This window comes from Lewinellaceae bacterium (genome assembly GCA_020636135.1).
In the GTDB taxonomy this organism is placed as follows: Bacteria; Bacteroidota; Bacteroidia; order Chitinophagales; family Saprospiraceae; genus JAGQXC01.
Window position 1 is genome coordinate 92,310 of the sequence record JACJYK010000002.1, and the last position, 15,229, is coordinate 107,538.

11 protein-coding genes are annotated in these 15,229 nt (G+C 46.6%); 8 read left to right on the top strand and 3 right to left on the bottom strand.

The genetic code is table 11. The annotated features are described in order from the left end of the window. Positions 1–44 precede the first annotated feature (44 nt). The 4 genes from H6570_15500 (at position 45) to H6570_15515 (ending at position 6,021) form a co-directional block, all read left to right on the top strand. Positions 45–2,240, top strand: a complete 2,196-nt coding sequence (locus H6570_15500; protein ID MCB9320688.1) for a TonB-dependent receptor — start codon at positions 45–47, stop codon at positions 2,238–2,240. A 195-nt stretch (positions 2,241–2,435) separates the two neighbouring features. Further along, positions 2,436–3,827: a short-chain fatty acid transporter gene (locus H6570_15505; GenBank protein MCB9320689.1), complete on the top strand. Its 1,392-nt coding sequence runs from the start codon at positions 2,436–2,438 to the stop codon at positions 3,825–3,827. 140 nt (positions 3,828–3,967) lie between these two features. Continuing rightward, positions 3,968–5,254 (top strand): hypothetical protein, encoded by a 1,287-nt coding sequence (locus H6570_15510; GenBank protein MCB9320690.1) that lies wholly within the window; start codon positions 3,968–3,970, stop codon positions 5,252–5,254. Positions 5,255–5,301: 47 nt separating this feature from the next. Beyond that, positions 5,302–6,021, top strand: a complete 720-nt coding sequence (locus H6570_15515; protein MCB9320691.1) for a class I SAM-dependent methyltransferase — start codon at positions 5,302–5,304, stop codon at positions 6,019–6,021. A gap of 25 nt (positions 6,022–6,046) precedes the next feature. On the opposite strand, the gene H6570_15520 is transcribed toward H6570_15515, so the two are convergent. Then, positions 6,047–7,258, bottom strand: a complete 1,212-nt coding sequence (locus tag H6570_15520; GenBank protein ID MCB9320692.1) for a PQQ-binding-like beta-propeller repeat protein — start codon at positions 7,256–7,258, stop codon at positions 6,047–6,049. Positions 7,259–7,424: 166 nt separating this feature from the next. Here H6570_15520 and H6570_15525 point away from each other — a divergent pair, with 166 nt between their 5' ends. Then, on the top strand, positions 7,425–8,426 hold the full coding sequence (locus H6570_15525; GenBank protein ID MCB9320693.1) for a helix-turn-helix transcriptional regulator: 1,002 nt from the start codon (positions 7,425–7,427) through the stop codon (positions 8,424–8,426). A 110-nt stretch (positions 8,427–8,536) separates the two neighbouring features. Here H6570_15525 and H6570_15530 read toward each other — a convergent pair whose 3' ends face one another. Then, entirely contained in the window at positions 8,537–8,905 is a 369-nt protein-coding gene (locus tag H6570_15530) for a co-chaperone GroES (protein MCB9320694.1), read from the bottom strand. Positions 8,906–9,025: 120 nt separating this feature from the next. On the opposite strand from H6570_15530, the gene H6570_15535 reads away from it, so the two are divergent. Then, positions 9,026–9,448: an SRPBCC domain-containing protein gene (locus H6570_15535; protein ID MCB9320695.1), complete on the top strand. Its 423-nt coding sequence runs from the start codon at positions 9,026–9,028 to the stop codon at positions 9,446–9,448. 191 nt (positions 9,449–9,639) lie between these two features. Here H6570_15535 and H6570_15540 read toward each other — a convergent pair whose 3' ends face one another. After that, the gene (locus H6570_15540) at positions 9,640–10,848 is read right to left on the bottom strand and encodes an FtsX-like permease family protein (protein ID MCB9320696.1); all 1,209 of its coding nucleotides are present in this window, start codon (positions 10,846–10,848) and stop codon (positions 9,640–9,642) included. A gap of 248 nt (positions 10,849–11,096) precedes the next feature. Here H6570_15540 and H6570_15545 point away from each other — a divergent pair, with 248 nt between their 5' ends. Then, positions 11,097–13,415 carry a hypothetical protein gene (locus H6570_15545; GenBank protein MCB9320697.1) on the top strand — a complete coding sequence of 773 codons (2,319 nt, stop codon included), beginning with the start codon at positions 11,097–11,099 and terminating at the stop codon, positions 13,413–13,415. Positions 13,416–13,553: 138 nt separating this feature from the next. Continuing rightward, the gene (locus H6570_15550) at positions 13,554–14,687 is read left to right on the top strand and encodes an alanine racemase (protein ID MCB9320698.1); all 1,134 of its coding nucleotides are present in this window, start codon (positions 13,554–13,556) and stop codon (positions 14,685–14,687) included. Positions 14,688–15,229: the final 542 nt, after the last annotated feature.

Below are 15,229 nucleotides of genomic sequence, written 5' to 3' on the forward strand. Positions count from 1 at the left end.
GACAGCATGCAGAACGCTATTTTTTAATTAAAAAACTCAATTTGATGCAATGGTCTAAATTCCTCACGGTGATAATGTTCTTGGGTATTTTCAGTGGCATTTTAAGGGGACAAACCGGAAAGGATACCCTAAAAAACATTGATTTGACGGAAATAAAAATTGTGTCTAAACGCAATGAGATTGAACGGTTACCAGTCTTACAGGGTACCGACATCTGGGCCGGTAAAAAAAATGAGGTGGTCAATCTGCAAACGGCCAACGTCAATCTGGCGGAAAATAATCCGCGGCAGGTATTTGCCAAAGTGCCCGGCATCATGGTCTGGGAGATGGATGGTACCGGCAATCAGGTTGGCATTTCTTCCCGGGGACTGAATCCGCACCGCTCCTGGGAATTTAATGTTCAGCAGAATGGAGATGTAACCAATTCCGATTTGTTTGGGTACCCGGAGAGCCATTACAATCCGCCCATGGAAGCGCTGCGCCGAATCGAAATTGTGCGGGGATCCGGTGCTCTGCAATATGGACCCCAGTTTGGAGGAATGCTTAATTATGTGATCAAAGAGCCGGATACTACGAAAGTGATCTCGTTTGAGACACAGCAAAGCCGGGGTTCTTTCGGACTCTTCAGTTCATACAATGCGATTGGCGGAAAGGTAGGAAAACTGACTTACCAGGGATACTATAACTTCAGGCGTTCTGATGGATGGCGTAAAAACAGCGACTACGCTTTTAATGCATGGCATATGGCCGTGGGATACCGGTTCTCAACCAGGGCTGAGCTCAAGGCCAGCTTATCCCATATGGATTATGTGAATCATTTTGCGGCAGGTCTCACGGATGCCCAGTTTGCGGAGGATCCGCGTCAATCCAACCGGGGGCGCAATTATTTTAACCCGACCATCTATCTACCGGCCATTCACTTGACGGTCCAGGCGGCGAAAAAGACGTTGATCACTGCCCGTGCTTCTGCCATCCTGGGCCAACGAAACAGCGTACAGTTTATAACCCTCCCAACCATTAATGACAGCATTAATGGAGAAACCGACGCTTACAATCCCAGACAGGTAGATCGCGACTATTACCATAGTTATCTCGCCCAAGTCAAAATGAGGCAGGATTATACCCTCTTCGGTCATGAAAGTCATCTTTCAGCAGGAGTTCGGTATGGCAACAGCAGGACGTTGAGAAAACAAAAAGGCCTGGGAACCACGGAAGCAGATTTTGATCTTTCCCTGCTCGCCCCATATCGGATCGATCTGGAGTTTAAAACGACCAATTATGCCTTGTTTGTTGAAAATGTCTTGAATCTGACGGACCGCTTGTCCGTAACACCGGGGATGCGGTTGGAACAGGTACGCACGGACATGAGTGGCACCATAACCGGCCTACCGGCTGCTTCAATTCCTATCCGGCTGCATCGGGCATTTCCTTTATTCGGGGTTGGTCTGGAGTACAATTTCTCGTCACTGGTTGATGGGTATGCGAATTTCACGCAAAATTTCCGGCCGGTTCTGCATTCTGACCTGATACCGGCAACGGATCTGGACCGTGTCAATCCGGATCTGCAGGATGCCAAAGGCTACAACACGGAATTTGGCGTGCGCGGCGCATTGGCCGGGTACTTGCGTTTTGATGTCAATTATTTCCGGCTCCAGTACAACGATCGCATCGGCACCCTGATTCAGAACGACCAGGGGAACACCTATTTTTATAAAACCAATATCGGGGACCTGACCAATCAGGGTCTGGAGCTTTTTGTAGAATTCCATCCATTGGAAATTGCTTCTGCTGCAACGAATGGATTTGATGTTTTCCTCTTTGGTTCCACCGCGTACAACCACGCAAGATATACCCACGGAACCGTTGTGTTAAACGGGGAAAATGTTGATATCGCGAGTAAGACGGGCGAAAATATCCCTGCCTGGATCAGCCGGAATGGCATCACGATGGCGTATGGGTTGCTTTCGTGCACCCTCCAGATGAGTTATGTTTCCAATTCATTTTCCGATGCGGTGAATACCCGGTCCTTGTACACCGGAGTGAATGGTATCGTGCCCTCTTACCTGATTACGGATTTTAACTTGAGTTATTATTTCCTGGATCATTATAATGTAAAAGTGTCGATCGGGAATCTCACGGACAGACATTATTATACTCGTCGTGCTACCGGATATCCCGGGCCGGGTATTTTACCTTCCGATGGCAGAAGTTTTATGATTTCAGTAGGTGCCCGGTTTTAGATCCAATATTATTGACCAACACTTTTTTTCATACCAAATAGTAGCGCAGTGGATGGGAACGAAAGTTCTCATCCATTTTTCTTAATGACAGATTCATTAAATTTTGTCATCGTATTTTATCTGTGATCGCCTTGGAAAACCTGATATAATATTCTATATTAAGAGAAGATAAATTAACGTCCGGACTAAGAGAGAATGATAACCGAATTAGGCGAAAAATTCACGCAGCTATTTAAGAAATACATGCCTGATGCATTTGTTTTTGCATTGGGTCTTACTATAATTACGACTGCCGGAGCCTTCCTTTGGACCGATTCTTCCCTGCTGGAAACCATTCAAGCCTGGTATAAAGGATTCTGGTTGCTGTTGGAATTTGGCATGCAGATGACCTTGATCCTGGTGACCGGTTATAGCATTGCAATTTCTCCTTATGCAGATCGGATGATCGATGGATTGACGCGAATCATTCGCAAGCCCAATCAGGTTTATCCATTTATTATTCTGATCGGAATGGTGTTCAGCATGATCAGTTGGGGATGGATGGTAATTACGGCCGTTTTAGCGAGGCAAATTGCCAGTCGTGTTAAGGGCATCAACTATCCCTATTTGATAGCTTGCGTTTATTTTTCCGGAGGGGTATGGGTAGGTGGCTTATCCAGTTCCATTCCATTATTGTTGAATACGGAAAATAACTACCTCATTGAAACAGGCATTTTATCGGGCACCATTTCGACGGCACAAACTTTGGGATCGGTATTGAATGTCAGCCTAATTCTTTTTTTATTTATCACCGGTCCTTTATTATTTAAATGGCTAGCGCCCCGAAAGCATCTAGATCTTCAGGATATGCAAACGGAATCCTCCCAGCAAAAACAATTTTCCATCGAGGAAGAGGCGGAGCGCATGAATAATTCCCCAAAATTGATGTCTGACGGCATGAACAACAGCCCCTGGCTCCAATATTTAATTGCTTGCATGGGCCTGGTTTATATTGTTTACCATTTTATCACCCGGGGATTTGATGTGAATCTCAATATCATGATTTTTATTTTTATCATGCTTGGCCTGCTGTTTCACCGTACACCGATGCGTTATGGCATTGCAATGAAGCGATCAAGTATGAATATTTCCGGCATTTTATTTCAATTTCCCTTTTATGCCGGCATCATGGGAATCATGTTGTATACCGGATTGGGTGAAAAACTGGCTTTGACCATGGCTTCGGCCGGTACCATCCACACGTATCCGGTTTTAGCTTTTTTGAGTGGTGCGGTGGTCAATTTTGCCATTCCTTCTGCCGGCGGAGAGTTTGCAGTAATTGGCCCAAGCATCATCAGTGCAGTCAAGGAAATCGGAATGGGGATGCAAGACCCGGAAATCAACCAGATGGTAGTCAGGGCTTCCTTATCCGTAGCTTTTGGAGAGACCCTTACTAATTTATTACAGCCGTTTTATTTACTTATCATTTTACCGGTTATGGGCCTCGGCATCCGCATTCAGGCGAGAGATGTGATGGGCTACTTACTCATTCCTTTTCTTTTTTATTTCATTTTTGATATGCTGATGGTCGTCTTTTTGCCGCTTTAGGATTCCTTTACTTTCGAAATGGCAACTGCTTTTAATCACTCAATTCTTCTCCGTGCCTGCAAATTTCCAATGCAATAGAAAGTTTCTGTTTGCTAATTTTTCGGATCTTCAACCATCATTCCTGCAAAACCGACCTTAAAATGGAGAACCAATCCTTCGACACCAATTGGAGTATCCTCCAGAAAATCGCTTTCCGATTCGTCTTTTTATTCTTTTTGCTTTTCATTGTTTTCGTAAATAACGGTACCTATCCGCTGTGGGGATACCTAATGAAGTATCCGAACGAATGGCTGCACCATTTCATACCGTGGGTAGGCAAAAAGATACTTCACCTTTCATACGATATTACCGTTTTTACCAATGGCAGCGGTGATACCACCTACGATTATGTCATCCTGTTTGTGATCCTGGTGATATCCTTGACCGGAACCTTGATCTGGTCGATTGTTGACCGCCGTAACAGGAATTATCAAACGCTCTATTATTGGCTGACTGTTGCCATCCGTTTTTATGTAGGATTAATGTTGATTAATTACGGGTTGGTCAAGGTGATCAAATTGCAATTTTCCTACCCCGGTGTTTACCGGCTGGGTCAGCTCTACGGAGACTCATCACCGATGGGATTAGCATGGACTTTTTTGGGCTTTTCCAAAGGTTATAACCTGTTTATGGGTATTGCAGAGGTTTCCGCCGTTTTATTGTTGTTCCGCAGGACGATGACCGCAGGAGCTATTATTACCCTGATGACCACAACGAATGTCATGGCAGTCAATTATTTCTACGACGTGCCGGTGAAAATCGTCTCCACGGCGTTGGTGACCATGACCTTATTCCTCCTGGCTCATGATTTGGAGCGTCTGCTCAAATTTTTATTTACCGGACAGGCTGTTGCACTACCGGTCATTCAAGCTCCGGAGATCGAAAGGAGATGGCTCCGGATTGCCAAATGGATCGTCAAGGGGTTGATTCTGGGTTATTCCCTGATCTATGGAACGATACAGGTTCTGGGAGCGCGGAAGCAGTACGGCGATCAGGCTCCCAAGCCGCCACTTTACGGTCTCTACCAGGTGGATTTATTTGTGAAAAACAACGATACCATACCTCCGTTGATGACGGATACCATACGATGGAATCAATTGGCCATTCAGTGGCCCGGATCCGCAAATATCCGGTATATGGACGCGCACACCGCCCGTTATGCGACCGATGTGGATACCGTAGCTCACGAGCTTGAGATGACATCCCGGTCCGATACGACACAGCGCTATGCATTTCAGTATACGCTTGATGATTCCGGGACCTTCATTTTGAACGGCATTCAGCAAACGGATACGCTGTTGATCCGGATGACCCGCAAAAACCTGCAAGAATTTGAATTGGTAAAACGTTCTTTCCACTGGATCAATGAATACCCCTACAACCGATGATCCGGTAAGGACCGTTAATAATTGGACACACGGACTAAAATATCCCAATGGATGAGATAAAAAGTAAAATTGTTGAGGCCTATGAGACCCTCGCCGTGAGCTATGACCGGCTGATCGATACCAAGCCCCACAATGCGTACTACGACCGGCCTAATACGCTGGCATTATTACCTGATGTACATGGCAAATACGTTCTGGACGTAGCTTGCGGTCCCGGAAAATATGCGGAGGAACTCCTGGCAAAAGGCGCCAATGTCGTGGGTTTTGATATCAGCCCTAAGATGGTTGAGCTGGCCAGGCAAAGAAACGGGAATAGGGCTAATTTTTTTGTACACGATTTTTCACAACCGTTTCATATGCTTAAAGACCAGTCGTATGATGTTGTGATATGTGCTCTGGCCATGCATTACATAGAAGACTGGAGTGTTACGATCAATGAATTTTATCGCGTACTTAGACCCAGGGGGGTAGTCGTCCTTTCGATTGAACATCCTTTTTTTGAATACAATTATTTTCAATCGGAAGCTTATTTTTCAGTCGAACAGGTACGATGTACCTGGAGAGGATTTGGGATGCCGGTAGAGGTAAACAGTTATCGTCGTTCCTTACAAGACTGTATTAATCCGCTCACCGATCATGGATTTTACATTGATAAAATTGTGGAGCCCAGGCCTACACCGGAATTTGCCCAACACGACCTTAAACATTTTAAAGAATTAAATCAATTTCCTGCATTTATGGGTATTCGTGCGGTGAAAAAGGATTGAATCTGAGCCCAACGAGACCAGATATTTATTTCGCTTCTTCAAGGCAATACAACTTGCCGTTGGTACTCGAGAATAACAACAAGTCATTTACCAGGGCCGGTGTCGAAAATACACCACCTAATTCGCATTCGACTTCCAGGAATTCTTCATTCGATTTAATGATTGAATAGATATCTTCGCGATAAGTATCGTCATCTTTAAAATATGCCGATCTTTTTTCAAGATACTCTTCGGTCTCAAACTGCCATACGCGCTCGCCGGAAATCCGGTCAAAACCATGCAACTTGCCATTGGTTGTGCCTACGTAAAACATTTTCTGAGAAAATACGAGGTTGCCGAAGATCAGGAACTCCATGGGTTTGTTCCAAAATTCGGATCCGGATTTTTCATTAACGCAAATTATTTTACGTTCATCTGCTCCCGCAATGAATAAAGTGTCCTTAAATACGGTATTGCTTAGTCCCCAGCCATTTTGGAACGATTTATTCCAATGGCAATAACCATTTTCCCGGTCGATGGCATAAACATTATAGTCACGAGCTCCGATAACAATTAATTGGTCTGTGATCACCGGTGAACCCTGAACTTCGCCTTTGGGGAAATACCGGTGGCCAACAGTTTTGAATTTCCACCTGAGCGTACCGTTTTGAGCATCTAAGGCATAAACATATCCGTCGAAAGAACCGAAATAGATACCCCCGTTGGCGATTGCGGGTGTGGTGTGTACCATTCCATCTGTTGGATAATGCCAGATTTCGCTTCCATTCGTGGCATCGAGGGCATACAGGTTAAAATCACTGGAACCGACGTACAGCAGGTTGTCGACCACAACGGGTGCCGAATCGAAATAATCCGCAAAATCGTATCGTTCTTTACCTCCGGTTTGGAATATCCATTGTAAAGCACCATCATAGCGAACCAGGCAATAAATGTTGCCATCACCGCCATTGAGGTAAACATATTCATCATCTGCAAAAACAGTAGACCGGATAGCTCCACCGGATTTAAATTGCCAGACCTCTTTGCCTGTCTGTAAATCAATTGCATGCAAGATACTGTCCAGGCCGCCAATGTAGACCAGGTCTCCCATCACCACCGGTGAACTGAAAAATTCGGATGAAGTGTGAAAAGTCCACTTAACCTGTGGCTTTGAGGTGAAATCATGGGTATAGGAGACCGGTTGCGCCTCCATAGATGCAAAAGCAAGCATCCAGAATGTCAGAACCAAGGAATTCATTGCGTCAGGTTTATGGTGCAGGTATGGATTATCTGTGATTGAAATTAGAACAAATTCTCAACTTGTTTTGCGAATAATAAAATGGATTCCGGAAAATCAAGTCTAGCGATCCTAATAATTAATGAATGGATTATTAGCTTCTGATTTTTAAATTCACTGATCAGTAATGGATAGCTTTTACCATGAAATCGATGATTTACATGTTATGACGAACAACCCTTCCAACGCGAGTCCATATTATATTCATCCTTTCCCAGAGCCAAATCCAGATGGCTCACTGGTGGAGGTTCAATACGACGAAACGCTTGATTATGGCCGCACTACCGGTTATTATGCCTGGGTAGATGGGATCCGCCTACGCCATACCGTAACCGAGTTTGGGCAGACCGGCTATTTTGAGAAATCCAATGAAGAAGAGCTGGTCAGCCTGTCCTTCAATCTTGAGGGGGATTATACCATTTTTCAGCAGGACAAGACCTATCCGGTCCAGCGTGGGCAGCACAATCTGATTTATACCAGAGGTTTCAACAATACATTTTTCAATCATCATTTACGGGGAGAATCGTTTGACATTGCTTTTGCACCGGAACAGTTTATTCAGATGACGCAGGATGGTAATCCCACCTTACAGCGATTTATTACCCGTATGCAGCAAGATCAGCCGGTGGTCTTATCTCAACGCTCCATTCCCATCTCGTTTGAATTGATTCAGGCCATTCGCTCCATCATTAACTGCAGGTATCAGGGGCATCTGCGCAAGCTTTTCCTGCTATCGAAAACAATGGAAATTCTGGTACTCTCGGCGGAGACCGTGGACCGTTTTGTACGAAGTGCACCAGAGATCTCACTCACCCGGGACGACCGTGAACGGATTCAACAGGCAAGACAATATCTGGAGCGCCACTTTCAGAATCCACCCAGTCTTTCGGAGTTGGCGCGTGAGGTCGGATTAAATGAATACAAACTCAAACGCGGGTTTAAGAAGGAATACCAGACAACGGCTTTCGGATATCTGGCGGATTACCGTTTGCAACGATCGCAGGAAGCGCTCCTTGCCAATCACCGCTCCATAGCGGAGGTGGCCTATGACCTGGGTTATTCTTCCCCCCAACATTTCAGCGCGGCATTTAAAAAGAAATTCGGCGTGCCGCCATCGCATTGCCGGTAGTTAGGTGACCACAAAGCGGACCAAACAAGAGCTTTGGAGGAATACGTGAGTCGATGCTGATTACTACTTTTGAATGAGCGCGGAGTTAATTAAAAGCACATCCGGAAACCTCAATCCTCTTCCCGCACCACCATCAGAATGGCTCCATGGGGAGCGATCACATAGTCTTCTCCATTAAAGCGGATATTGAACACATTCTTCTGGATATAGACGGCAAGGTCTCCTTGTTTGGGCTGAAGCGGGACATATCTGACTTCGTCGTTATGCTCTTTCCAAGGTTCGTCATCGGGAGGAACCGGAATGGGGTATCCAGGCCCGACTTTGATCACATATCCGGTACGTAGCTCTTCGGTTTTGTGCATGCCCTGTGGCAGGTATAAACCACCTTCCGTTTTTTCGGCAGGGGTGGTCGGTTTGATTAAAACCCGGTCGCCAATAACGATGATGTTCCCGGTGTCGGTATCTTTAAGATGGACCATAGGCTTGGTAAAATAATTGGATAAAGATAATCCTTAAGGTATAACCATGGCTCCGTTTCGTGTAATCTCAATAGCTCTTAGCTCCATTACCTTTGGCGAAACATACAATCATCAGATAGCATGGAATATATACAAGTAGAATTGGTTATCAAGGCTTCTCTGGAAAAGGTTTGGCAAGCATTGATCGACCCGGAAATGGTGAGGGCATACTTTTTTGGTACCAACCTGGAAGGAGACTGGCGGGAGGGAGGCATGATCTATTTCCGTGGTGAATGGGACGGTCAGGCTTATGAGGACAAAGGAGTCATTCAGGTTTTCGATCCGCCGCGGCAATTGGATTATGTGTACTGGAGCTCCTGGTCAGGTACCGAAGACAAACCCGAAAATTACCTGCCGGTTTCCTACCGGTTGGAAGTGCATCCGGAAGGCACCAGATTGAAGGTTGAGCAAGGGGGATTTACCGACCCGGATCGCAAGCAGCATTCCATCGATAACTGGACCATGGTGATGCATGCAATGAAGGAATTGCTGGAGGAAGGATGAATTAGATTTTAGACATTAGACAGGTTTAGAATGAGTTAACTGCCGAAGGATCATTATTGAATACCTCTTTTGTACGAACCGAAAAGGGTAAGCTCAAGTACACTTCTTACAGGTGACACGGTCTATTCGCGCGAATGACGTGGGTTGCCCGTTGTTATTGAAATTCAGGAGTGGTCTCAGTTTTTCGCGATTTATTCGTGCCGGATCGCATCGACCGGAGTAAGCCTGGCCGCCCGTAAGGCAGGATAGGTGCCGAAAATGATGCCGATAAGTAATGCCAGAATAAATATGATCAACAAAGTGGAAGGGTTATAGACGATTCCGAAGGGCGCTTTAATGACCTTTTTGATCAGAGGTAACGCGATCTGAACCATCAACATGCCCAGGATCATTCCCAGTAGACTGCCGATCAGGCTTAATCCAACCGCTTCCGCCAGAAACTGATTGGAGATATCCCGTTTTCTGGCACCCAGAGCCTTGCGAATCCCGATTTCCCGCGTGCGCTCGGTGATTGACATCAACAAAACATTCATGATGCCGATTCCGCCTACCAGCACTGAAATGCCGGTAATAAATGCCATGATCAGTTTAAACAACAAAATCCCCTGGGTGGCCTGGTCAACGCGGAAAGTGTTGTTCAGTACCACAAAATCACCGGAGTTATCCGGATAATGTTCACGGATCAACGCCTCAACTTGCTTCTGGATGACAGCAACATTTTCGATCGTGTTTACGTGAATCAAGATTTGGGGAGGAAAATCGTGGCGGTCCATCGATGGCAGAAGCTTACGGAATACAAGCAATCCTCCCCGGGCACGCGCGTAGCGGACAATACCTCCAATGACGCAGGTATCTGATCCGAGAAAAATTTTTTTGCCGATGAGGTCGTCCCGCCTGGTTTCAGGAAAATACGCAAGTAGTTTATTGTTAACCACAACCTGCTTTTCGTCCGGAAGCGCCAGCTTTCCTGCAATCAAACCGGTATCGAGAGCAGGTATTGTTCCGGCTAGCTGATAAACCAGGGCGGCGTGCCGGGTAGTATCCTGAGGCCAGCTAATCCAATTCGATTTCTCCTGGTACATGGTCACCGTTGCCCGGTCACCTAAATGGTGGATCAGAAGTTCAAGAAATGCCTCATCCAACAGGGGGTATTCGTCCCGCTTGATAACCACTCCATTTTCTCGGTCATCGGTTTTACTCATCACCTGAATGCCCTGGAGGTCCGTTGTCCTTTCCAGCTGTTGCCGGCCAAATTGCTCCAGCCCATCAATCAATGAAAGGATAGCAACCAGGGCGGCCACCCCGATGACAATACCCAAAGTAGAAAGCAGGGTGTGCAGGGGATTGGACCGAAAGGTCTGAAAGGCTACGGCAATATGAGCAATCCATTTTGAAAACATACCAGCATAAGATAAGTGATATTATGCACTGGCAAGTTCTGGAATCTACCAGCTACGCTAAATCGCGGATACAAAAAGGCTGGTAACCGATTGAACGGACAAGATCTTTCCCAAGAGGGGTCGGTTTGGGTTTGCCTGAACCGTTTCTGCTGGAAAACTGTAATTTCGTCCTACAATTTGCCCAGGAGGGTGCATCGAAAACCGTGGAACAGCCGTTAATAGAAATAGAATTTTCAGCCGGAAAACACATGAGGGTTTATAGCCTGATCATCGCATCCTGGTTTGCCATTAGCTTGACCGCACAGTCATCCTTTGACTTGCGGATCGGACAGTGGAAAGCGCATCTCCCGTTTAAACGCAGCGCCTACGTTACGGCCAGCCCGGATAACATCTATTTTGCGACCGAATTCGGATTATTGAGACTCTCAAGGGAAGACCAGCAGCCGGCATTCATAACCCGGGTTGAGGGATTGAGTGACGCCGGTCTGACACGGGTCAAATATCACGCACCATCCGAGTCATTAATGATTGCCTACAGCGACGGCAATCTGGATCTCTACAGCGCTGACGGCATTGTGAATTTTAATAACATCCGGGACAATGACCGCATCCTTGGCCGTAAATCGATTAATGACATTGTCTTTTACGGGGATAAAGCCTATTTATCCTGCTCGTTCGGCCTGGTAGAGTTTGATATGATTCGGCAAGAATTTGGGTTCACCACGTTTATTGACTTTGAGACATTCAGTCTGAGGGAGTTTGAGGGCTATTTTTACCTTGGAACCGAGAATGGGCTTTATCGCGCTCCTGTAAACGGCGTTAATCTGGCAGATTTTCAGGAGTGGCAATTACTGGGACCGGAAGAAGGGATTGCTGACGGATACTTTTATGCCAACCAGGTGGCTGTACTGGACGGTCAGCTTTATGTGGTCATTGAAGATCGCATCCTGAAGTGGAATGGATCCAAGTTTGACCAGATCTTGTACGATCGGGGATACCGGGTCCGCTACCTGTCGGATGAGGGAACGCGTTTGATCGCCGGACTGCGCTGCATCACCAATTGCGACAGCAAAGTCTTTTTCCTGAATGCGGACGGTTCGCGGGAGGATGTACCTGCCCAGTGTTTTTTTCGCCCCAATTACGCCATTCAGACCGGCGATGCCCTGTGGTTTGCTGATGAAGGCGATGAATACCGGTATACTACTTCTCTGACGGAGCCCTGCCATGCATTAACCTTTAATACACCTTATTCGTCCAATGTTTCGGAAATCACCACCTATAACCATGAAGTGTTAGTGGCTTCAGGCGGAGTAGACGCAACCTATTCTTACCGTTTCAGGAGGGATGGATTGTTCCTGTATAAGGATGGACTTTGGAATTATCTCAATGTCTACAACAATCAGACGTTGGGGGTGCATGATTTCTGGGATGTTTTCACAGTAAAGGTTCGTCCTTCCGACGGCGTGATTTATGCCGGGTCCTATCTGTCCGGATTGGCCCAAATACCGCCTGACGGAACCATCACCATTTACGACCAGGACAATTCGACCATCGGTGGGACAGTAGGTGACCCGGGGCGCGAACGGATCAGCGGTCTCGCCTTCGATAAAGATGAAAATTTATGGATTTCGAATTACCTGGCCAGTAAGCCGATTTCAGTGATGACTACGGACGGTAAATGGCAAAATTTTAATGTGCCTACTGCAACGACACTGACTCAGGTTGCCATCGACCGCAATGGCTATAAATGGTTTGCTATCAATGGCGATGTCGCGGGCCTGGTGGTTATGGATTCCGGTGAAGATCCGCTGGACACGGGTGATGACCGGTATAAAGTTATTAACACCACCAACAGCGAACTGCCTAATAACCTGGTTAATTGCGTTGAAGCCGACCGCGATGGTCAGATCTGGGTAGGAACGACCCAGGGACTGGTGACTTTTGACTGCGGTGACAATTTATTTAACGGAAATGGCTGCCCTGGGCGGCACAAAATCGTTACGTTCGATGGGGTAAACGGAAAATTGCTCTCCACGCAGGATATTCGTTGTGTTGCCGTGGATGGTGCCAACCAGAAGTGGGTAGGTACCCGCAATGGCATCTTTGTCTTGTCCCCGGATGGATTAAAGTTGGTCGCGAAATACGACGACCGCAACAGTCCCTTACTCAATAACAACATCATCGATATTGCGATCGATGACGACGGGATCGCCTGGATCGGCACCGACGATGGCATCATTACATTGCGGACCGAAGCCTCCGCTGCCGAGAATTATTATGCCCCGACCGTCTATGCATTTCCTAATCCGGTACGTCCGGAATACCAGGGCATCATCGCGATCAAAGGGCTGGTCGAGGATGCTGATGTAAAGATCACTGATGTAGGCGGACAGCTAGTGTACGAAACCCAGGCGAATGGCGGGCAAGCCATCTGGGATGGTAATGATTTTACCGGTAACCGGGTCGCCAGCGGAGTTTATTTGGTGTTCAGCAATGCGACACAGGTTACATTTGGAAAGCCGGCAGCTGCGGTGACGAAGATATTGATCCTGCAGTCCGGACAATGACCTCTTAGGAACCTGCAAAAGGTAAATTTCCCAAAACTGGAATTGTTAACATTGAATTCCAGGGTGTTTCTTACTGACGCTTTATCTTTGTTTTCATCCAGCAGGAATATTAATTTTTATACTTTTTAACCTAGTGCCATGTTTTCTGTGAACCAACTCCAGACCCCACAGGTCCTGGTCGATCAACTTATCCTCGAATGGAACATCAAACACCTTCAGGAGATTGCCGATCAGAACCAGGTCAAATTGCGACCCCACATTAAAACCCACAAGAGTGTGGAAATCTTCCAGATGCAGGCAGCGGCGGGTGCAGTTGGCATTACCGCATCCAAGCCGGCTGAAGCATTGCCGTTTCTGGAGGCAGGCGTTAAATCAATCACCCTGGCCTATCCTGTTATTGATGAGCGCAAGCTGACTCCGTTTCTGAAACGGGCCCAGGAACTGAATGCCGAAATCAATCTATGCATCGACAATGCCGAAGGACTTGCAATTGCCTACAAAGTAGCTACCCGGGTTCGGTTCCAGGTAGGTCTATACATCATCATCAACATTGGCTACAATCGATGTGGTCTGGAACCCAATGATGAACGCATCCTCGAACTGGCGCAGCAAATAGGACGCTATAAATACCTGGGGTTTAAAGGACTGCTCACCCACAACGGATTAACCTATGATGTAGCCAGTTGGAAGAAACTGACTAAAGTAAACCGGAAAGAAGTCAACCAATTATTAAAACTTAAACACAGACTCGAGGCAGCCGGAATAGCAGTTGATGAAATCTCTGTCGGATCTACACCGGGCACCCTGATGGGTGAAGGTTTGGAAGGGGTGACAGAAATCAGACCGGGGAATTACGTTTTTATGGATCGGACACCGGTTGCCATGAAATTGATCAAAAAGCGGGCTGTGGCACAGACCATCCTGGCTTCAGTCATCAGTGAAAACGAGCATTACTACATCATCGATGCTGGCAAAAAGGTCTTGTCCAGTGACAAACGGGGAGACCAGGATGATTATGGATTGGCCTATCCTCTGGATCATTATCCCAAAAAGGCGTTTGAGTTCAAAGTGGTCAAGCTTTCCGAAGAGCATGGATTTATAGGTAAACGCAAAGGCCTGGAACTCAAAGTTGGGGATCTGGTACGGATCCTACCGAACCATTCTTGTGTGGTCAGTAACCTGACACGATATTTTTGTCTGGTAGACGGTGATCAATATCTAAGACCGATCGCTGTGGATGCCGGATTGACCTCTCATGGTGCCTTGCCATAAATCACATACGGGTATAAATCATGTAATAATTTTATATATATGTGACGTGCTTACAGCACTCACTAGTTGATGGCCATGTGCTCAGTGGGTTAAAACCCGCCGCTATGGAATGGACCAAGCCTACGGCTTTGTGATTTGAAAACGTGCCGTGCCTCCGGCACTCGGATTTTGTTTGACGTTTATGCAACGGGTTAAAACCCGCCGCTACAGAATGGACCAAGCCTACGGCTTTGTGCTTACAGCATCCAATTTGGGGAATTCGATCAGGTATGGATAGGGTTACCAGAGCATCAGGTTAAACCCACCGCTACAGAATGGATCAATCCGACGGCTTTGTACTTACAGCATCCAATTTGGGAAATTCGATCAGGTATGGATAGGGTTACCAGAGCCATCAGCTCGGTACATGGTGTTGCGGTGGATTTTAATCCACTTGATGATGCCCATAAAAACATAGCGTGCCGTAGGTACGCCCCATAAAAGATAAGATTTCAAAATGTGCCGTACCTCCGGCACTCGGATTTTGTTTGACGTTTATGCAA